The following is a 19,970-nucleotide window of genomic DNA, read 5'->3' as shown; positions in this document are numbered from 1 at the left end:
ATGGTCAAACAACAGTATTCTCCATTGTCGCCCGAGGGCTGGATGCTCGCCCTATTCAGTTCGAAGGCTGCCCGCAGCGGGTGTGTCGTGCGGCGGAATGTCAGGGATGTCGAAAGATATGTGGGCCGCCACGCGTTCGAGCAAGAACTGCTACGCCGCGGTTATCACGCTGTGGAGAATGCGGGCCAGCTCGTGATCTTTTGCAATCAGGAACCGATCCGCATTATTGTTTAGGGGTTTTCTTCCCAAGAAAACCCCCGCGGAACTTAGGAAAATTCCAATTTAGGCGACAGAGGCATCGTAGATCTTCGTGATGTTCTGGCCCAGTGCCGTGTTGAACTCGGCATCCGACATCTTGACGTTCAGCCCTTCGGTCAGCGCACGCGAGAAGCTGGCGATCATCTTGGGGTTTTGCGCCAAACGCGCGCAGGCGTCTTCGGTGGAATACCCGCCAGACAGCGCAACGACCCGCAGCACATTGGGGTGATCCGCAAGGCCGTCATAAAGCCCCGCGAGTTCTGGCAGCGTCACCTTGAGCATCACCAGTTCCTCCGCCGACAGCGTGGCCAAGTGCTTCTCGAGCTCGGATTTCAGGATGTCCTCGGCTTCCGCCTTGCTCTCGGAATGGATGTTCACCTCTGGCTCGATGATCGGGACCAGACCGGCAGCGCAGACGGTTTTGGCAACGGCGAATTGCTGCGCCACGACCGACGCGATCCCTTCGGCGTTGGCGGATTGAATGACCGACCGCTCCTTGGTGCCAAAGATACCCGCGGCTTTCGCGCGTTTCAGCAGATCGTCCAGCTCGGGCATGGGTTTGAGCAGCTGCACGCCGTTTGCTTCGTCTTCCAGACCTTTGTCGATCTTCAGGAAAGGTACGACGCCGCGATCCTCCCAAAGCAGTTGGGCCACAGGTTTGCCGTTAATCGTGTTGTCCATCGTGCGTTCAAACAGGATCGCGCCCAGAACTTTGTCAGAGGTGAAATCATCGGCCAGAATGATCCGCGCGCGCATGTCGTGCATGGCTTGAAACATCTCGGCATCGCCCGAGTAATCAGAGGGTTCAACGCCATAAAGGCTCAGCGCCTTGGGGGTCGATCCGCCCGACTGGTCCAATGCGGCCACAAACCCCTGCCCTGTTTCCATTTGTGTGCGCTGTGCGTCTGTCGTGGTCATGATGATCCTGGCCCTTATTGATTCCGTCGAATGTTCGTTTAACGCATCTATTCCCGCGATGATATATCGTTAGCGCCGGACAAAGCGCAGCAAAATGCCGTCTTTTGAACGAACTGTCAGATGTGCTACGGGAACAGGTGGCTTCTTGCCGACAACCTCTATGCGGTAATCGCGCAGGATACGCGACAGGATCAACGGGCCTTCGACCATGGCAAAGCCTGCCCCCGGGCAGACCCGCGCACCGGCGCTGAACGGCAGATATGCCTCGCGCTGGCATTTCTTGCCGTTCTCGCTGTGCCATCGCGCCGGATCAAATCCGTCGGGGTTATCCCACAGGCGTTCGTGACGATGCAGATGCCACGGGCTGATCACCACCTGTGCCCCACGCGCCACGGTTCGGTCGCGGAACGTCGCGGGGCAGCTCGCTTCGCGCACCATCATCGGCACGGGGGGATAAAGGCGCAGTGCCTCGCGGAAGACATCGCGGCTTTGCCTAAGCTTGCCCATGACCGCAAAATCGCACTGGTCGATCGCCTGCGCCTCTTCGGCCAGACGGTCCTGCCAGTCGGGATGGGTCGCCACCAGATACATCGCCCATGCCAGCGCCGATGCGCTCGTCTCGTGGCCCGCAAGAAAGAAGATCGCGACCTGATCGACCATTTCTTCGGTGGTAAAGGTAGAACCGTCTTCGGGGTCGGGCGTGGTCATGATCTTGGTCGCCAGATCGTCAGGGGCGGTGCCCGCCTTGATCGCCTCCATCCGTTCGGCCGTCAGCGCGGTGATCAGTCGCCGGATCTTGGCTGCGCTGCGTTTGGTGTCGCGGCGGAACAGCCGTGGCAGCCAGCGGGGCAAGGGTACAAAGGCCGCGATGTTCAGGATCGGCTGGCTGCGCTGATAGGTTTTGAATTCGTCAAAGACCTCGCGCGCCATGTGGTGTTCGATGGGAATCGAAAACAACGTGCGAAAGATCACATCCGCCGCCGCGTGGCTGGTCTGCGCCTCGACCTCTAGCGGCGCGCCATCATGAGGGGAAAGCCGTGCCGCTGCTGCCTCTGCCGCGTCCCAGATGGCGGGGAAGGTTTCGCGCAAGCGGCCCCCTTCAAACGCGGGGTCAATAATGCGCCGCTGTCGTTTCCATATCGCCCCGTTGGTCAGGAAGACCGAATTGCCAAGCAGCGGGCGCAATCCTTCGCCGATCCGGTCTGACTTGGGATACTCGTCGGGGCGCGTCTTGAGCACGGTCTGGATCAGATCAGGCTGGTTGATCAGATAACTGCGGAAGAACGGCGTCTTGAACTCTGCCATCCAGGCCCGATACAGCCGTGCGGGCTGCGCCGACAGGATGTCTTGGCGAAAGAGCCGCGCATAGCGCCAAAGCGACACTTTCGCGGGGCGGCTCTCGGGTTTGGGGGGCAGCGTCATGGCGCGGTAGAGGTGAATTTATTCACCGGTTTGACAATGCGCGACCGGGATGCAGGCCGTCCGGCATAGCGTTCGGCCAGACTGTGCGGGCCGGCGGTGATCTGGAAATAGTCATAGTCCTTGGGCGCATCAAAGGCGCAAAGGTATTGGAAATGCAGCCGGAAAAACCGCCAGCGCAGCTCTTTCCAGCGGGCTGGGGTCAGCGATTGGGTGAAGGCCGCGGAAAACACCAACGGCCAGCGTTTATCCTCGGGGGCAACGCCCGACACCGCCACCGGATCGCAAAGCGCAAAGGCACAGCCGTCGCCGGGGGCCGTCACATCGACCCATGTCAGACCCTCGCATTGCGACAGAAAGCGCAAATCGGCGCGCAGACGGTGGGCATCGCGCAGGAAGGACACCATCGGCACCACCTGCCCCAAGGTCATAAAGGCCAGCGCAGGCCCGTCCGCAGGGACACGGCCCGCGCGGATCAGATCGGCAAGGATCGACACCCCCAGATGCGCGCCCGAGGAATGGCCCACGACCAGCACCTCGTCCACATCAGACCTCAGCGCCTGCGCGATCGCATCCCCGAATTCGGTCATGCGCGTTTCAAGCGCGGGCGGGTTCGCCCCGCGCGTCGCGGCCCCGAAGGCGTAATCATGCATCAGGTAATAGGCGAAAAGCTTGCCATCGTGTTTCTTGAACCAGCGCAGCACCTGCCAGCCCAGCCCCACGCCAGCGGCGGCGGCGATCCCCTTGAACCACGAAGGCCCGCCAAAGAAGGTCACCCCCGCGTAAAGCAGCTTGCCCGCGAGGGCAGCGGTCAACAGTTGCAGCAGCAACATCCCCACCGGATAAAGTGCCGCAATCACCGGCCCCTTGCGCAGCTTCATCAACCGCCAAAGCGCACCCGACGCGATATAGACCCAAGCCGTCTGCACCAACTGCCCATAGGTCGCGAGGATCGAATTGCTCATGGAGATGCGCACGATGTCGGACCAGACGAGCACGTCGACCTGAGCCTCTACATCAACGCCATCGATATGCGCGGCGACGTTCCAGCCGTAGTTCCCGCCGCCCTTCTTGGGCGACAGCGCGATCTGATAGTCCGAGATCCGCGCCTGTGCGCTGCCTTCCTTGCGGTAAAGCTCGCGGTAGCGGCGCGGATGAATGGGGTCATAGCCCGGGATATAGAAAACCCGTCGCGTCTTGACTGTCTGCTCTATGTTCTCGGCCATCGTTCACCCTGTATTTCGCCGCAGCTTAAACAGGTTTTCCGGCAAGAGTAAGGCGCCTAACCCAAGGATCCCAATGCAGGAAATGTTTCCAGCAACCAGAAAGAGAAGGTCGTAAACGCCCCCGTCAGCAGCGCCAGACCGACGACCACCAGCAAGATTCCCATGCCGCGTTCGATCAGCTTCATATAGGGCTTGATCCGGTTCATGACGTGGGTGGCGCGGGTAATGAACATCGCCGCCAGCAAAAAGGGAATACCCAAGCCCGCCGCATAGACCCCCAGCAAAAGCGTGCCGCGCGTGACCGAGGCTTCGGACGCCGCAAGCGACAGGATCGCGCCAAGCTGCGGCCCGATGCAGGGTGTCCAGCCAAAGGCGAAGGCCAGCCCAAGGATATAGGCCCCAAAGGACGTGCCGCCCTTGTCGCCCGCATCCAGACGCGCCTCTTGATCCAGAAAGGGAATGCGGAAGACGCCCAGGAAATGCAGACCAAAGATGATCACCACGATGCCCGACAGCCGCGCGAAGAGAACCTGATTTTGCAGGAAGAACGCCCCGAAGACCGAGGCCGTGAACCCCAGAATCAGGAACACCGTACTCAGCCCCATCACAAAGAACAGCGCCGCGATGACAGCCTTGCGGCGCGCGGCGGCGACCGATGACATGTCGTTCAGGGTGACCCCGCTCATATAGGCGAGGTACGGGGGGACGATGGGCAGGACGCAGGGGCTCAGGAAGCTGATGATCCCGGCGGTCAGCGCAATGAGTATGGCGGGCAGTAGTCCCGCGTCGATCAGGTCAAATCCAAACATGACATCAGCCATAATCTGCTTTGTCGGGCGCGTCACCTGCTGTTGCGCGTGATCCCCGTCACAAGGTTGTGGACGCGTTGAAACATGTGGCTTATCTGAGGACCATGACAGATAAAAACTTTCTCGACGCGACGGGGCTTTTGTGCCCCCTGCCCGTGCTCAAAGCCCGTAAACGCCTGCAATCATTGGCCTCTGGCGATCTTCTGACCGTGCATGCGGATGATCCCGCCGCGATCATCGACATCCCGCATTTCTGTGCCGAGGCCGGTCACAGCCTTGAAAGCGCCGCGATGGACGAAACGCCGCAGGCCTATGTGATCCGCAAAAAGTAACGGTCCCGCCGCCCCACGTGCCGCGGATACCGCAGAAAAAAGGCAGACCCGAAGGTCTGCCTTTTGTCGTTTCTATATGTCAGCGCAGGGGCGCTGCTTAGCCGCCCAAGGACCACCAGCCGCGCCGCTTGGGCTTGGCGGGTTTTTCGGGCTCCGCCTGCGGGGTCGCCTCGGGCTGAGGTACTTCGGTGACCGGTGGCTCCGGCTGGATTTCCTGCGCGGGCGGCATTTCCGTCGGGGTGCTATCGGGCACCTCGGTCGGGGCCGGCGTTTGCTCCACCTCGGCGGGCTGGGACGGCTGCGCGGGCGTGGGTTCCGGCGTCGGGATCGGCGTCGGCTCCTTTGCGGGCTCGGGCGTCGGCGCGTCTGGTGTCACCTCAGGCTCGGGCTTGGGCTCGGGGGTTGGCTGCTCTTTTGGCGCAGGTGTTTCCTCGGGCTTGGGCGCCTCTTCGACAGCCTCGACAGGCGCGGCCTTGGGCTTGCGCGTGCGGGTCCGCTTGGGTTTTGGCTTGGGCGCGTCTTCGGCGGCCTCCGCGTCGGCAGGGGTCGTCTCCGCAGGTTTCGCGTCCTCGGAGGTCTTGGCGTCCGCGTCTACGGTCGCTTCTGCCGCGGCATCAGCCTTGGGTTTGCGGGTCCGGCTACGGGTGCGCTTGGGTTTGTCCTGCGGTTTCGCGTCATCAGAAGCGGCGTCTGCAGTCGCATCCGTTTTCGCGTCATCCTTGGCATCCGCAATTTCCGCGGGCGCGTCGCTATCGCCGTTGTCACCGTTGGTGTTGCTATCGCCGTTGTTTTCACCGTTGGCCGCATCATCCCCGTTGGATTTGCCACCCCGACGCCTCCGGCGACGACGACGGCGCTTGGGTTTCCCTTCGCCATCATTGTCATCGTCAGAGCCATTGTGCTGGTTCTGCCCGCCATTGCCGTTGCCGGTAGGTTCATTGTCAGCATTGTCCGCATCTGCTTCCGCATCAACATCCAGATCGTCGACCTCGTCCATGATGGAGGTATCAACCGACACCACATGTTCGATCGGCGTGACAACCCGTGTCGCGGTCTTGAACTTTTCAAGCGAGAAATCGGGGCTGACCAAAGCGGGGTCGCCTTCGATGCGCACGGCCATGCCATAGCGGCCTTCGATATGGGCGATATGTTCGCGCTTCTGGTTCATCAGGAAGTTAGCGATGCCCACAGGCGCGGTGATCAATACCTCGCGCGACCGTTTGCGGGTGCCCTCTTCCTCGATCTGGCGCAGGATCGACAGCGCAAGGTTGTCGTCCGACCGGATCAGGCCGGTGCCGTGGCAGGCGTGGCACGGCTGTGTCGTCGCCTCGATCATACCGGGACGCAAACGCTGGCGCGACATTTCCATCAGACCAAAGCCGGAAATACGGCCCACCTGAATACGCGCACGGTCGGTTTTCAGCTTTTCCTTCATAAGCTTTTCAACGGCGGCGTTATTGCGACGCTCGTCCATGTCGATAAAGTCGATGACGATCAGACCGGCCAGATCGCGCAGACGCAGCTGGCGGGCGACTTCGGCGGCGGCTTCCAGGTTAGTCTTGGTCGCGGTCTGCTCGATGGAGCCTTCCTTGGTGGCCCGGCCCGAGTTCACGTCGATCGCAACAAGCGCTTCGGTCACACCGATCACGATATACCCGCCCGAAGGCAGCTGCACCGTGGGATTGAACATGCCCGAGAGGTAGCTTTCGACCTGATAGCGCGCGAACAAGGGCAATGTTTCGCTATAGAGCTTCACGTTCTTGGCGTGGGACGGCATGATCATCTTCATGAAGTCCTTGGCGATGCGGTAACCGCGTTCACCTTCGACAAACACCTCGTCAATCTCGCGGTTATAAAGGTCGCGGATCGAGCGTTTGATCAGGTCGCCTTCTTCGTAGATCTTGGCGGGCGCGATGGATTTCAGCGTCAGCTCGCGGATCTGTTCCCACAGGCGTTGCAGGTATTCGTAGTCGCGCTTGATCTCGGCCTTGGTGCGTTGTGCACCGGCGGTGCGCACGATCAGACCGGCACCTTTTGGCACCTGAATTTCGTTTGCGATCTCTTTCAGCTTCTTGCGGTCCGCGGCGTTGGTGATCTTGCGGCTGATGCCGCCCCCACGCGCGGTGTTGGGCATGAGCACACAATAGCGGCCGGCCAGCGACAGATAGGTTGTCAGCGCGGCACCCTTGTTGCCACGTTCCTCTTTAACGACCTGCACCAGCAGGATCTGACGCACCTTGACGACTTCCTGGATTTTATAGCGCTTGGGCCGTGGCTTGCGCGCGGTGCGCAGATCGTCGTGGTCATCGTCATCCGCCACGGATTCGATGCTGTCATCCTTGGAGGACGCATCTTTAGCCTTGGGGCTATCGTCGCTGTCATCCGCGTCGTCGCTGTCGTCCTGATCATCGGCATCAGGTTTCGCGGCGTCTTTCGCATCTGCATTGGCGGCCTTGGGCGTGTCACCTTCTGCCTTGCTATCATCGCCGTCTGGCTCTTCGACAGGCGTTTCGGCAACCCGCTCCATCGGAGAGGAGCCTTCTTCATCGTCCAGATCGACGGTCTGCATGCCGTTGATCTGGTCGCTGTCGGTCGCATCCGCGTCTTTGCTGACCGTCGCGTCATCGGACACGGTGTCTTCGGCCTTGGACTTGCTGCGGCTGCGCGAGCGTGTGCGGCGTTTGGGTTTTTCGTCTTCGTCTTCCTTGGCGGCCTGCGCTTCGGCATAGGCACGCTCTTCCTCCATCAGCGCCAGACGGTCGGCGACGGGGATCTGGTAGTAATCGGGGTGAATTTCCGAAAAGGCGAGGAAACCATGACGGTTGCCGCCATAATCCACAAACGCGGCCTGCAACGAAGGTTCGACCCGCGTGACTTTCGCGAGGTAGATATTGCCAGCTAGCTGGCGTTTATTCTCTGATTCAAAGTCAAATTCTTCGACCTTGTTTCCGTCAACCACAACAACGCGAGTTTCCTCAGCGTGGGTGGCATCGATAAGCATTTTCTTAGGCATAAATCCATTTTGCACAGCTGCGCAAACAGCAGCCCCGGTGGGGCGCTGCGAGGCAGGGTATGTCTTGTCAGGGCGATGGGTGACGCGGCTAAAACAGGGCCCAAAAGGCCGCCTGTCTGTCTGCTCTTGGCGTCTGCGCGCGTCATCGCGGTTCTTCTCCGACATGGGTGGTGCGTACCGCGCCCCCATATCCATTAATTTACTGCGGTTGTCCGGCCAAAGGCACGGCGCAATCGTCAGCGGTTCTTGAGCCTTTTTTAAGGGCCTAATCGGTCTGCCTGGTCACCACATGCCGGGGAACCGAGGCATCGAAACTGTCTGGGGTCTGGTTTGCCATCCAAAGAGGCAAACAGCCCTATCTACAATTAACGGCAGAAGGCACCAAATGACAATGGGAAATCGCGTTTAGCGGCTTTACAGATACGGGGGCCGATAGCGGTATCACGCGCCTCGCCGCCTTGCTTGACAAGGATCGGTGCTATGGGAAAAGCTTTGCCAGCGGGTTTATGCCCGTGCCGCAGCCCCTGTGACGGGATGCACAAAAATAAGACAGATAAGGATGATACGAATGCATATTTCCCTGCGCGCAGCCCTGTGCCTGCCGTTTCTGGCGCTTGCCGCCTGCGAAGACATGAGCACGACCGGCGGCAGCGACCCCGAGGGCCCGTCCAAGCGCAGTTGCATCCGTGCCGTGGAAAAACACACCGGCAAATCGGGCGGTACGCTCAACACGACCATCCCTATCGTCGAGACTGGCCAGTATATTGTCGATATCCCCGGCGGCCCGTCGTGGACCTGCTACACCGATGAAACCGGTGCAGCACGCGAGCTGATCGAGACGCGGCTCGGCTGAGCCTGTCTGCAAAGTGCGGCGCTCAGAGGTAATCCGAGCGCTGCAAACCGTATTTCGCCATCTTCTCGTTCAGCGTCCGGCGCGGCAGGCACAACTCCTCCATCACACTGGCGATAGACCCTTTGTGCCGGCGCATGGTATTATCGATCAGCATACGCTCGAAGGCTTCTACATATTCTTTCAACGGCTTGCCGTCGGTGGTCATCACCGGCTGCATCTCTTCGTGGTCCGACATCAGCAGTGATGCGATAGAACCGGACCCGCGACGCGACTGCAACACAGCGCGTTCAGCCACATTGATCAATTGCCGCACATTCCCGGGCCAAGGCGCTTGCAACAGTTGCGCGGCCTCTTGCGCGGAAACCTGCGGAGTCTCGCAGCCATATTCATCCGCGAATTCTTCGGACAAACGTGTGAACAGCGTCAGAATATCCTCGCCCCGTTGGCGCAGCGGCGGCACGGTGATGCGCAGAGCGGCCAGACGATAGAAAAGATCAGAACGCAGCGCATCTTCGGAGGTGCGCCCCGCTTCTTGCAGGTTCGAAATCGCAACGATCCGCGTTTCCGCAGGCGTGCCTTGGTCGTTGATCGCACTCAGAAGACGGGCTTGCAGCGTCTCGCTGAGCGATTCAACACCTTCCAGCACCAAGGTACCACCGCGGGCCTCCTCGATCGCGGGAAGCTGGGCGTCTTCTGGCATCATCGGACCAAACAAGCGCTTGCTCAATGCGTCTTCCTCTAGCGCACCGCAGCTGACCAGCACGAATTTCTTGCCCGCGCGCGATCCTACAGCATGTAACGCATGCGCTACCAGCGTCTTGCCCGTACCGGTTTCACCGTCGATCAGCACGTGACCGTCGGCCTGACCAAGATCCAGAATATCCTCGCGCAGCCGCTCCATCACGGGCGAGCCGCCGATGAGCTTTTTCATCAACTGGCTGCCGTCAGACAGTTCACGACGCAGGGCGCGGTTGTCCATGACCAGACGGCGCGCGTTGGTGGCCTTCTTGGCCAGTTCGCTCATCCGGTCGGGGTTAAAGGGCTTTTCAAGGAAGTCGAACGCGCCGACGCGCATCGCCTCGACCGCCATGGGCACATCGCCATGGCCGGTGATCATGATCACGGGCAGCGCGCTGTCGGTCCCCATCAGCTTTTTCAGGAACTGCATCCCGCCCATGCCGGGCATCTTGATGTCGGAGATCACGATACCGGGGTAATCCGGCCCCAGCGTTTTCAGCGCGTCCTCGGCGCTGCCGAACGTCTCTGTGTCATAGCCCGAAAGCGCCAGCCACTGGCTGATCGACTGACGCATGTCTTGTTCATCATCAACGATCGCGATTTTCATTGCCTGAGCCATTGGTTTACTCTGCCGCCTGTGTCTTCTCTGTGCTGTCCATAATGGGCAGCTGCATTTCAAAAACCGCACCGCCATGTTGGCCGTTGCGAGCTGTCAGCCTGCCCCCCAGATCGGATACAATACCCGACGAGATCGCAAGCCCCAGCCCGACACCATCGCCGGGCTGCTTGGTCGTATAAAACGGCTCGAACAGGCTATCGAGATCTTCGATCCCGGGGCCATTATCGCGCACGGTAAGCGTCGCCGTCTCACCCGCTGATAGTATAATCTCTACCGTCGGGTTTCGTTCCGATTTGGTGGCATCCAATGCGTTGCGCAAGAGATTGACCAATACTTGTTCGATCCGCATGCGGTCCCCCATCACCTGAACAGGCGCTGCGGGCAGGATACGGTTGATCTGCACCTGACGCTGACGTAGCTGCGGCTCCATCATTGACAAGGCAGAGGCAAGCGCCTCCCCCATATCAAAGGGCGAAAACTGCTGCTGGCCCTTGCGTGCATAGCTTTTCAGCTGCCGCGTGATGGCCCCCATGCGTTCGATCAGATCGTCGATGCGCCCGAATGACGCCAGCGCTTCCTCCAGCCGGTTGCGCTGCATCAACAGACGCGCGCCCGCCAGATAGGTCTTCATCGCGGCCAACGGCTGGTTCAGCTCGTGGCTGACGGCGGCGGACATTTCGCCCAAGGCGGCGAGCTTGCTGGATTGTTCCAACGTCTGCTCGGCCACGGCCAAGGTCTGCTGCACCCGTTTGCGTTCCGCCACCTCGCGCTGAAGGGCGGCGTTCAGCGCGCGCAGCTCGGCGGATTCACGCTGAAACAGCGCCGCGCGCCCCGCCGTCCGACGGCTGAGAGCATAAAACGTCAGCGCCAGCAGGATCGCAAAGCCCATCACCTCAAGCGCAAGCACCCCGTTCACCTTCTCGCGGACCGAGGCATAGGTGGTATAGCTCGTGATCCGCCAGCCCCGAAACGGTATCCGTGACGACAGACGCATCACCGCCTCGCCCTGCAGATAAGCATCGGCAGGCAATGCGGTCCAATCCGCGGTGGCCTTGATCGCGCGCTCGATGGCGCTTTGCGGTGTCTGGTTCGACAGAGCCTCGCTTTCCGTCAGACCGCGCCAGCGCGGTTCGGTCGCCATGATGATGTCACCCGTGCTGTCGGTGACAATCACCGCATCCGAGATACCGGCCCAGGCCCGTTCAAACCGTTGCAGATCCACCTCGGCCGCGATCACCCCAAGGTTGGTGCCGCCTTCCTGAATACGGCGCGAATAGAAGAACCGGTAGCCGCCGGTATCACGGGGAATAACGCTGAACACGGTCGAATTCGATCGCAGCGCGTCAACAAAGTAAGCCTCTTGCCGGTGCGAGGCCCCCAACCGGTTGCGGTCGGTCGCTGCCACCGTGCGCCCATCGATATCATAAAGCATCAAGGACGCCGCGCCGATCTCCTCTACAAAAGAGATCAATCGCTGGGTCGACAGGGAGTAATCAGATCGGGTCAGCGCCTCGATCAAGGCGGGATCGCGCGACAAAAGCTGTGGCACAATCGCGTTCTGGCGCAGCTCGGCCAGCAGGTTGCCGCTGTATAGCGCGATCCGAAGCTCGGCCCGGTTACGTGTGCTTTCGGTAAAGCGATCCGTCAGCAGCTTGTTGGTGACCGAAATCGTGGCCACCGCAATGACCAAAAGCAAAGCAACCGCCAGCCGGACGCGCCAGCTGACAGATAAAGGGGCTTCACTAGAGGACGCAGACCGAAACATGGCGGCAATCTACGCGTCCTCACCGGTGCACTCAAGTCACGCTGTGACCAGAGACCCCGCCAATGCGCGGAAGAGCGCCGCCCCGTCCGTGCCCCCATGCCCCGCATCGGCTGCGCGTTCAGGGTGCGGCATCATCCCCAACACACGACGGTTCGACGAAAGGATGCCCGCGATGTCCGACTGCGACCCGTTGGGGTTATCGCCATAGGTAAAGGCAACACGATCCTCGCCATGCAGTTTGGCAATCGTATCGCCATCGGCAAAATAATTACCATCGTGGTGGGCGATCGGGATATCGATCATCGCACCGGCCTCGTAGCCCGATGTATAATCGCTGTCCGCCGTGGCCACGCGCAGCGGCACGGTGCGACAGATGTATTTCAGCCCCGCATTGCGCAGCAGGGCACCGGGCAGCAGACCGGTTTCGGTCAGCACCTGAAAGCCGTTGCAGATCCCCATGACATAACCGCCACGCTCCGCATGGGCCGCCACTTCGCGACAGATCGGAGAGTTTGCCGCAATGGCACCACAGCGCAGGTAGTCGCCATAGGAAAAGCCGCCGGGCACACCCACAATATCGACGCCCTCGGGCAGGATCGTGTCCTTGTGCCAGACCATCGACACTTTGGCACCGACCGCCTTGAATGCCACCGCCAGATCGCGGTCACAGTTAGAGCCGGGAAAAACGATGACCGCTGCGTGCATCAGCTCATCTCCACTGTGTAGGATTCGATCACCGTGTTCGCGAGCAGCTTTTCACACATCGCCTCGACGTCGGCCTTGGTTGCGCCGTCATTCAGGTCCAGCTCGATCACCTTGCCCTGACGCACGCCATTGACGCCTTCAAAGCCCATGGCCCCAAGCGCGTGGCGCACGGCCTCGCCCTGCGGATCCAGAACACCGTTTTTCAACATCACATGCACCCGTGCTTTCATGACGCGTCCCCTATCTTCATTTTGCAAAATAAACTCATCTGCGACGCCAGCCTAGTTGATCAACGTCGGTTTCATCATCGGTGTCGACGTCTTGGGCATGACCCCCAAACGTCGGGCGACTTCGGTATAGGCATCCGTCAGCGACCCCAGATCGCGGCGGAACACATCCTTATCCAGCTTCTGGCCGGTTTCGATATCCCACAGACGGCAGCTGTCGGGGCTGATCTCGTCGGCGACGATCAGACGCTGGAAATCACCCTCGTAGATCCGGCCCACCTCAAGCTTGAAGTCCACCAGCCGGATGCCCACGGCCATCATCACGCCGGACATGAAGTCATTGACCCGCAGCGACAGGCTCAGGATGTCTTCCATGTCCTGCTGACCGGCCCAGCCAAAGGCGGCGATATGTTCCTCGGTGACCAGCGGATCGCCAAGGTCGTTGTTCTTGAAGTGATATTCCACAATCGGGCGCGGCAGTTGCATGCCCTCGTCAATGCCAAGCCGCGTAGACAGATCCCCCGCCGCATAATTGCGCACGACGATCTCGAGCGGGATGATCTCTGCCTGACGGATCAGCTGTTCGCGCATGTTCAGACGTTTGATGAAATGCGTGGGCACGCCGATGTTGTTCAGGCCGGTCATGAAGAATTCGGACAGGCGGTTGTTCAGCACGCCCTTGCCTTCGATCACCGCTTTTTTCTCGGCGTTAAAGGCGGTTGTGTCGTCTTTGAAGTGCTGGACAATGGTCCCCGGTTCCGGTCCTTCATACAGGATCTTCGCCGTACCTTCATAGATTTTCGTGCGACGGGCCATGCACATCCCTTCCAGACAACAGGCCGGTTGGAATACCCATCAGCCATTTCTAGCCTGTCACATAGTCCAAGCGCCCCTGCCACGCAAGCGCGCGCCCTGCCCTCATGGCGGTCATGCACGCAGAAACCATGGCGGCGGCTCATGACGATCATGAGAATAATGAAGTTGCGTCAACAGGGGCGTTGTGGGAAACGGCAAAATCACCCATTTAGCGGAGCGTTTTGATGTCCAACCCCCTCACCGATCTTCTGGCTGAAAAAGGCACGCTGCTGGCCGATGGTGCCACTGGCACGAACCTGTTCAACATGGGCCTGATGTCCGGTGACGCGCCAGAGATGTGGAACACCGAACAGCCGCAAAACATCATCAAGCTGTATCAGGGTGCGGTGCAATCGGGCAGCGATATCTTCCTGACCAACTCCTTCGGCGCGAATGCCTCGCGTCTGAAACTGCATAATGCCGAAAAACGCGCCCATGAGCTTAGCCGCGTGTCCGCCGAGCTCGCGCGCGAGGTCGCGGATAAGGCCGGTCGCAAGGTCATCGTTGCAGGCTCCGTCGGCCCCACGGGCGAGATCATGGAGCCGGTCGGCCCCCTCACCCACGCGCTGGCGGTCGAGATGTTCCACGAAACCGCAGACGGGCTGAAAGCCGGCGGTGCCGATGTGGGCTGGCTCGAGACGATCAGCGCCCCCGAGGAATACCGCGCCGCCGCCGAAGGCTTCAAGCTGGCAGGGCTCGACTGGGTCGGCACGATGAGCTTTGACACCGCAGGCCGCACAATGATGGGCATGACCTCCGAGGCGATGGTCGACATGGTGCATGACCTCGATTATGGCCCGCTGGCCTATGGGGCCAACTGCGGCACCGGCGCGTCGGATGTGTTGCGCACGGTGCTGGGGTTCGCCTCCAAAGGCATGCCGACGCCGATCGTGTCCAAAGGCAACGCGGGCATCCCGAAATACGTCGAAGGCCACATCCACTATGACGGCACGCCCGAACTGATGGCCGATTACGCCGAAATGGCCCGCAACTGCGGCGCGTCGATCATCGGCGGCTGCTGTGGCACCATGCCGGAACATCTGGTGCATATGCGCGCCGCTCTCGACAGCCGACCCAAGGGCGACGCCCCGACGCTGGAACAGATTGTCGAGGCCCTTGGCCCGTTTTCATCGGCAAGCGATGGCACCGATGGCGAAGGCCCCACCCGCGCACCACGCCGTGGCCGCCGCCGGGGTTAATCCCCGAACAGATCCAACTGCGCGCTCGCCCGTTTGGGCGGGCGGAACAGATCGCAGCGCATTGGCGGCAGTAGCGTATCCAACCCCAACCGTTTGATCGCCAAGGTAAACCGCTGCGCAATCATCTCGGCATAGGGGCCTTCACCGCGCATCCGTCTGTGCCAATTTGCGTCATATTCCTTGCCCCCGTGCATCTCGCGCAGCCGCGCCATGATGCGACCCGCGCGGTCAGGGTAATGCGCCGCCAACCATTCCTGCATCAAGGGCGACACCTCGCGCGGCAAGCGCAGCATGATCCAGCTGGCCGCCACGGCCCCCGCATCGCGCCCCGCTTCCAAAATCGCCTCAAGCTCGGGATCGGTCAGCGCCGGCACCATGGGGGACGCCATCACCCGCACCGGAATGCCCGCCTCTGCCAAACGTTCGATCACCTGCAACCGGCGTTTCGGTGCAGGCACCCGCGGCTCCATCAACCGCGAAAGCGTCGCATCCAGCGTCGTCACCGACACGCCCACGCGGCACAGCCCGCGCGCCGCCATATCCGACAGAATATCAATATCCCGCTCGATCAGACTGCCCTTGGTCACAATGGCAACGGGATGGTTCGCGTCTGACAGCACCTCTAGCAGCGCGCGCATGATCCGATGCTCTTTCTCGATCGGCTGATAGGGATCGGTGTTCGTGCCAATCGCAATGGGGGCGACCTGGTATTTCTTCGCCGCCAACTCTCGTTTCAACACCTCGGGTGCCTCGGGCCGTGCGATCAACCGCGTCTCGAAATCCAGGCCAGGCGACAACCCCAGATAGGCATGGCTTGGCCGCGCGAAACAATAGACACAGCCGTGTTCGCACCCGCGATACGGGTTGATCGACCGGTCGAACGGCAGGTCTGGCGACTGGTTGTAGCTGATCACGGAGCGTGGAATTTCAACGCTCACCTGAGTGCGCAAGACCGGCAAAGGGTCATCATCGCCCGCCCATCCATCGGCCACAGCGCTGACGGTCAGCGGCTCGAACCGGCCCGGGCGGTTGCTGGATGTGCCCCGTCCGGGCAGTCTGTATTTGCGCTGTGCCTGATCCATTCAAATCTTTTGAAACAAATTAGGAACATGGTCAAGTATATTGGCCCAAGCCATTGTTTTACAGCACGATTGAGCGTAATTTCCCAACAACCAAAGCGTCGCACGCGGTGCCGGGTTTGTCGCAAAAAGCACGAAGCTTTCGGCGCGTATGTGACAAAAAGGCACAAGCCCGCGCGGGTGAGTTAACCGATGAGGAACGACTATGTCGGATGAAGACGAAATTATCCTTGCCGATCTGGACGACGAAGAACTTGTTCAGCAGATGTTTGATGATCTCTATGACGGTCTGCGCGAAGAGATCGAAGAAGGGGTCAATATCCTGATCGAACGCGATTGGGCACCCTATGACATTTTGACCAAGGCGCTTGTTGGCGGCATGACCATCGTCGGGGCCGACTTCCGCGACGGTATCCTCTTTGTCCCCGAAGTGCTTTTGGCTGCGAACGCGATGAAAGGCGGCATGGCGATCCTAAAGCCGCTGCTGGCCGAAACCGGCGCGCCGCGCGTGGGCAAGATGGTGATCGGCACGGTCAAGGGCGACATCCACGACATCGGCAAGAACCTTGTGTCGATGATGATGGAAGGCGCGGGCTTCGAGGTTGTCGATCTTGGCATCAACAATTCGGTCGAAGCCTATCTTGAAGCGATGGAAACCGAAGGGCCGGACATCCTTGGCATGTCCGCACTGCTGACCACGACCATGCCCTATATGAAAGTCGTGATCGACACGATGGTCGAACAGGGCATCCGCGATGACTATATCGTGCTGGTCGGCGGGGCCCCGTTGAACGAAGAATTCGGCAAGGCCATCGGTGCCGACGCCTATTGCCGCGATGCCGCCGTCGCGGTGGAAACCGCCAAGGAATGGGTCGGGCGGAAACACAACGCCGCCAAGGCGTAAACAGTTGATCTAGAACATAAAGGCCCTTCCCTACCGGAGGGGCCTTTTGCATGACGGAGCGTGAGATGAAGCCGCCCTCGGACCGTGATCTGACAGAAAAAGGCCTGCCGCTCGCCCCGCAGACGGGCCGCATTCTGCTGATCGCCTGCGGGGCGCTGGCGCGGGAAATTCTCGACCTGAAAGAGGCGAACGGCTGGTCGCATCTGGACCTGACCTGCCTGCCTGCCAAGCTGCATCTCTACCCAGAAAAAATCACCGACGAAGTCCGCGCAGCCGTTAAGAAACTCCGCGGCAAATACGACGATATATTCGTTGTCTACGCCGACTGCGGCACCGGCGGATTGCTGGAGGCGGAGTGTAAGAAACTTGGCGTGCAGATGGTCGCCGGGCCGCATTGCTATAGCTTTTTTGAGGGCAACGACCGCTTTGCCAAGATCTCGGAGGACGAGATTACCACCTTCTATCTCACTGATTTTCTGGTCCGCCAGTTCGACGCTTTCATTATAAAACCCATGGGGCTCGACCGGCACCCCGACCTGCGCGATATGTACTTCGGGAACTACGAAAAGCTTGTGTATCAGGCGCAAACAGATGATCCTGCGCTCACCGCCAAGGCGAAAACATGCGCCGATAGGCTCGGCCTTGCCTTTGAACGGCGCTTTACCGGCTACGGTGATCTGGCGCGCACGCTCAAGGCGCTCTGATCTTCATTTTGCCAAATAAACTCAACTGGCACAGCCGTCGCCACACCCCGCAGGCGCGCGTTCAACCCTGCTGTGCAGCCTCGCCGCGAATCCGTTCGATCATCGCGGTCAGCCCGTTCGACCGCTGCGCCGACAGATGTTCGTTCAACCCAAGGCGCCCCATCTCGGCACGGGCATCGATGGCGCTGACCTTCGCCGCCGGCACGCCGTTATACAGTTTTTGAAGCACGGCAATCAGACCTGAAACGATCATCGCATCGCTGGCCCCGTCGAAATGGAGCACGCCGTCCTCGAACTGCGTATGCAACCAGACCTGACTGGCGCACCCATCTACTTTGGTTGCGGGCACGCGCAGCTCTTCGGTCAGCGGCTCCATCGCCTTGCCCAGATCGATCACATGGCGATAGCGATTTTCCCAATCGTCCAGAAACTCGAAATCCTCGACCAGTTCTTCAAATGCCTCTGTCGCCACGGTGCGTCCCTCTTTTCGCTTGCCAAACAGGTAGGTTGCACGATGCCAAAGGTCCACCCCCTTCCCAACGGGTCTGGGATGGGTTAGTCAAATATTACCGAAATTTCTACGGCGGACCCCATGCGCAAGACCTTTTCAGCCATCTTGGTATCGACCCTTGTTTTGACAGGCTGCGCGACCGTGCGCGACAGCCGTGTGAACCCGTTCAACTGGTTCGGGACCGCGCGGTCTGAACCGATCACCCGTCAGGAAGCCTCGACCAACCCTTTGATCCCGCAGCGGACCGGATTGTTCTCCTCCTCGCGGAATAAAGAGGTGGTATATGCCGGTCGCCCCTTCGACCAGATCATTGATCTGACGATCGAAGAAGTACCGGGCGGTGCCGTCGTGCGCGCCACCGGTCGCGCGGATCGTCAGGGCATTTACGAGGTGCAGCTGACCCCCGCGAACGAAGACGAGCTGCCAGTGGACGGCGTTCTGACCTACCGTCTTGAAGGGGTAGAACCAAGCGAGGCGACCGCCATCGGCACGCCCCCCACCCGCGAGGTTACGGCCGGCCGCAAGCTGACCAACCAGACGCTGGCTGGCGTGACGACCATCCGCGTCGAAGGGCAGCGCAACGCGATGACATCGCGCCGCTAACTCCGACAAAAATCAATAAAAACCAAAGGGTTGAGCGTTAAAGCTCAACCACTTTCAGATCGGACCCGACCGCGGTCAAAGCGATCTCGCCGTTGCACAGACGCAGCGCATCTTCCCCGAATACCTCGCGTCGCCACCCTTTAAGTGCGGCCACATCACGCAGCCCTGCGGCGATCCCGTCAAGGTCCGCAGCGGGGGCGATCAGCTTGGCCGCAACGCCTGCGCTTTCGGACTTGGCCTTTAGCAAGACACGCAGCAGATCGGACAGCGCCGGATTGACCTGAAGCTTGTCGCGGCTGCGATCAGGCTGCGGCATATCTCCGGGCGGGCAATTCAGGCCAGCGGCCACCGCCTTGAGGATACCATCCGCGATCTCGCCCTTGCGGGCCTCGCGCAGAAGCAGACGGGCGCGGCCCAGTTCCTCGTGGTTTTTCGGCTTGTTGCTGGCCAACTCTACCATCGCGTCATCCTTATAGACGCGGCTCCGCGGGATGTTGCGGGTTTGGGCGTATTCCTCGCGGAAGGCGGCCAGTTCGCGCACAAGCGCCAGAAACTTTGGCGAATTCGTGCGCGTCTTGACCCGACGCCATGCCTCGCGCGGCGGGGTGACATAGGTGTCAGGGCTGGTCAGGATCTCAAGCTCTTCCTGAACCCAGCGGGCGCGGCCCGTCTGTTCAAGCTTACGCGCAAGGAATTCGTAGATCTGGCGCAGGTGCGTGACATCGGCCAGCGCGTATTTCGCCTGCGCGTCGCTCAGTGGGCGGCGCGACCAATCGGTAAAACGGGACGTCTTATCAAGAGGTTGATGGGCGATCTTGCGCACCAGAGTTTCATATCCCACCTGTTCGCCAAAGCCACAGACCATCGCCGCGACCTGTGTGTCGAACAAGGGTTCGGGAAAGACGCCCGCATCGACATAGAAAATCTCTAGATCCTGCCGCGCGGCGTGGAAGACTTTGACCACCGACGTATCACGGAACAGCGTGTACAGCGGGTCAAGCGACAGCCCCTCGCTCAGCGGGTCCACCAGAACGGCATTGCTATCGTCGGTTCCGGGCATCGCCAACTGGATCAGACAGAGCTTGGAATAATAGGTCCGTTCGCGCAGAAACTCGGTATCGACGGTCACGTAATCATGCTTGGCGGCCTCTGTGCAGTAGGCTTCAAGCTCGGCGGTGGTGGTGATTGTTTTCATAGCGCTACTTTGGACAGAGGAAGCCATTCAGGCAATGG

20 protein-coding genes are annotated in these 19,970 nt (G+C 60.4%); 7 read left to right on the top strand and 13 right to left on the bottom strand.

The window, feature by feature from the left end:
- A complete protein-coding gene (locus IV89_RS08395; RefSeq protein WP_009824689.1) occupies positions 1–234 on the top strand; it encodes a hypothetical protein in 234 nt (77 codons plus the stop codon).
- Positions 235–282: 48 nt separating this feature from the next.
- Here the strand turns inward: IV89_RS08395 and IV89_RS08390 are convergent, their stop codons facing one another.
- From IV89_RS08390 to IV89_RS08375, 4 genes are all read right to left on the bottom strand, one after another.
- Positions 283–1,176, bottom strand: a complete 894-nt coding sequence (locus tag IV89_RS08390; RefSeq protein ID WP_037944340.1) for a fructose bisphosphate aldolase — start codon at positions 1,174–1,176, stop codon at positions 283–285.
- Between the two features lie 69 nt (positions 1,177–1,245).
- Positions 1,246–2,598, bottom strand: a complete 1,353-nt coding sequence (locus IV89_RS08385; RefSeq protein WP_037944342.1) for a cytochrome P450 — start codon at positions 2,596–2,598, stop codon at positions 1,246–1,248.
- Complete coding sequence (locus tag IV89_RS08380) at positions 2,595–3,821, bottom strand: hypothetical protein (protein ID WP_037944343.1); 1,227 nt, start codon at positions 3,819–3,821, stop codon at positions 2,595–2,597. Before IV89_RS08380 ends, IV89_RS08385 begins: the two co-directional genes overlap by 4 nt.
- 56 nt (positions 3,822–3,877) lie before the next feature.
- The gene (locus IV89_RS08375; protein ID WP_037945030.1) at positions 3,878–4,630 is read right to left on the bottom strand and encodes a cytochrome c biogenesis CcdA family protein; all 753 of its coding nucleotides are present in this window, start codon (positions 4,628–4,630) and stop codon (positions 3,878–3,880) included.
- A 104-nt stretch (positions 4,631–4,734) separates the two neighbouring features.
- On the opposite strand from IV89_RS08375, the gene IV89_RS08370 reads away from it, so the two are divergent.
- The gene (locus IV89_RS08370; RefSeq protein ID WP_037945031.1) at positions 4,735–4,962 is read left to right on the top strand and encodes a sulfurtransferase TusA family protein; all 228 of its coding nucleotides are present in this window, start codon (positions 4,735–4,737) and stop codon (positions 4,960–4,962) included.
- A gap of 97 nt (positions 4,963–5,059) precedes the next feature.
- On the opposite strand, the gene IV89_RS08365 is transcribed toward IV89_RS08370, so the two are convergent.
- On the bottom strand, positions 5,060–7,975 hold the full coding sequence (locus tag IV89_RS08365; protein WP_037944344.1) for a ribonuclease E/G: 2,916 nt from the start codon (positions 7,973–7,975) through the stop codon (positions 5,060–5,062).
- 568 nt (positions 7,976–8,543) lie between these two features.
- Between IV89_RS08365 and IV89_RS08360 the strand changes: the two genes are divergently transcribed.
- The gene (locus IV89_RS08360) at positions 8,544–8,828 is read left to right on the top strand and encodes a hypothetical protein (protein ID WP_037944345.1); all 285 of its coding nucleotides are present in this window, start codon (positions 8,544–8,546) and stop codon (positions 8,826–8,828) included.
- A 22-nt stretch (positions 8,829–8,850) separates the two neighbouring features.
- Here IV89_RS08360 and IV89_RS08355 read toward each other — a convergent pair whose 3' ends face one another.
- The 5 genes from IV89_RS08355 to purC are packed head-to-tail and all read right to left on the bottom strand — an operon-like array spanning position 8,851 to position 13,698.
- Positions 8,851–10,185: a sigma-54 dependent transcriptional regulator gene (locus IV89_RS08355; protein WP_009824697.1), complete on the bottom strand. Its 1,335-nt coding sequence runs from the start codon at positions 10,183–10,185 to the stop codon at positions 8,851–8,853.
- 4 nt (positions 10,186–10,189) lie between these two features.
- On the bottom strand, positions 10,190–11,950 hold the full coding sequence (locus IV89_RS08350) for an ATP-binding protein (RefSeq protein ID WP_037944346.1): 1,761 nt from the start codon (positions 11,948–11,950) through the stop codon (positions 10,190–10,192).
- A 36-nt stretch (positions 11,951–11,986) separates the two neighbouring features.
- On the bottom strand, positions 11,987–12,655 hold the full coding sequence (purQ, locus tag IV89_RS08345; protein ID WP_037944347.1) for a phosphoribosylformylglycinamidine synthase subunit PurQ: 669 nt from the start codon (positions 12,653–12,655) through the stop codon (positions 11,987–11,989).
- Positions 12,655–12,885, bottom strand: coding sequence for a phosphoribosylformylglycinamidine synthase subunit PurS (gene purS / locus IV89_RS08340; RefSeq protein ID WP_009824700.1), 231 nt, complete (start codon positions 12,883–12,885; stop codon positions 12,655–12,657). Before purS ends, purQ begins: the two co-directional genes overlap by 1 nt.
- Positions 12,886–12,936: 51 nt before the next feature.
- Entirely contained in the window at positions 12,937–13,698 is a 762-nt protein-coding gene (gene purC / locus IV89_RS08335) for a phosphoribosylaminoimidazolesuccinocarboxamide synthase (protein WP_005853701.1), read from the bottom strand.
- A 224-nt stretch (positions 13,699–13,922) separates the two neighbouring features.
- On the opposite strand from purC, the gene bmt reads away from it, so the two are divergent.
- Positions 13,923–14,936 carry a betaine--homocysteine S-methyltransferase gene (bmt, locus tag IV89_RS08330; RefSeq protein WP_005853702.1) on the top strand — a complete coding sequence of 338 codons (1,014 nt, stop codon included), beginning with the start codon at positions 13,923–13,925 and terminating at the stop codon, positions 14,934–14,936.
- On the opposite strand, the gene IV89_RS08325 is transcribed toward bmt, so the two are convergent.
- Positions 14,933–16,018, bottom strand: coding sequence for a PA0069 family radical SAM protein (locus IV89_RS08325; protein WP_037944348.1), 1,086 nt, complete (start codon positions 16,016–16,018; stop codon positions 14,933–14,935). The two genes, bmt and IV89_RS08325, sit on opposite strands and share 4 nt — an antisense overlap.
- A 202-nt stretch (positions 16,019–16,220) precedes the next feature.
- Here IV89_RS08325 and IV89_RS08320 point away from each other — a divergent pair, with 202 nt between their 5' ends.
- Positions 16,221–16,919, top strand: a complete 699-nt coding sequence (locus IV89_RS08320; RefSeq protein WP_005853706.1) for a cobalamin-binding protein — start codon at positions 16,221–16,223, stop codon at positions 16,917–16,919.
- A gap of 65 nt (positions 16,920–16,984) precedes the next feature.
- On the top strand, positions 16,985–17,623 hold the full coding sequence (locus tag IV89_RS08315; RefSeq protein ID WP_037945032.1) for a DUF1638 domain-containing protein: 639 nt from the start codon (positions 16,985–16,987) through the stop codon (positions 17,621–17,623).
- Between the two features lie 61 nt (positions 17,624–17,684).
- Here IV89_RS08315 and IV89_RS08310 read toward each other — a convergent pair whose 3' ends face one another.
- A complete protein-coding gene (locus tag IV89_RS08310; RefSeq protein ID WP_037945034.1) occupies positions 17,685–18,095 on the bottom strand; it encodes a SufE family protein in 411 nt (136 codons plus the stop codon).
- Positions 18,096–18,215: 120 nt separating this feature from the next.
- Between IV89_RS08310 and IV89_RS08305 the strand changes: the two genes are divergently transcribed.
- Positions 18,216–18,737, top strand: a complete 522-nt coding sequence (locus tag IV89_RS08305; RefSeq protein WP_037944349.1) for a hypothetical protein — start codon at positions 18,216–18,218, stop codon at positions 18,735–18,737.
- Positions 18,738–18,774: 37 nt separating this feature from the next.
- Here IV89_RS08305 and rnd read toward each other — a convergent pair whose 3' ends face one another.
- Positions 18,775–19,932 (bottom strand): ribonuclease D, encoded by a 1,158-nt coding sequence (gene rnd / locus IV89_RS08300; protein ID WP_009824705.1) that lies wholly within the window; start codon positions 19,930–19,932, stop codon positions 18,775–18,777.
- Between the last annotated feature and the right edge of the window lie 38 nt (positions 19,933–19,970).

Origin of the sequence: Sulfitobacter sp. CB2047 (assembly GCF_000735125.2) — a bacterium.
Classification (GTDB): Bacteria; Pseudomonadota; Alphaproteobacteria; order Rhodobacterales; family Rhodobacteraceae; genus Sulfitobacter; species Sulfitobacter pontiacus.
Note: the sequence above shows the minus strand (reverse complement) of the source record. Positions and strands in the feature narration are given on the sequence as shown.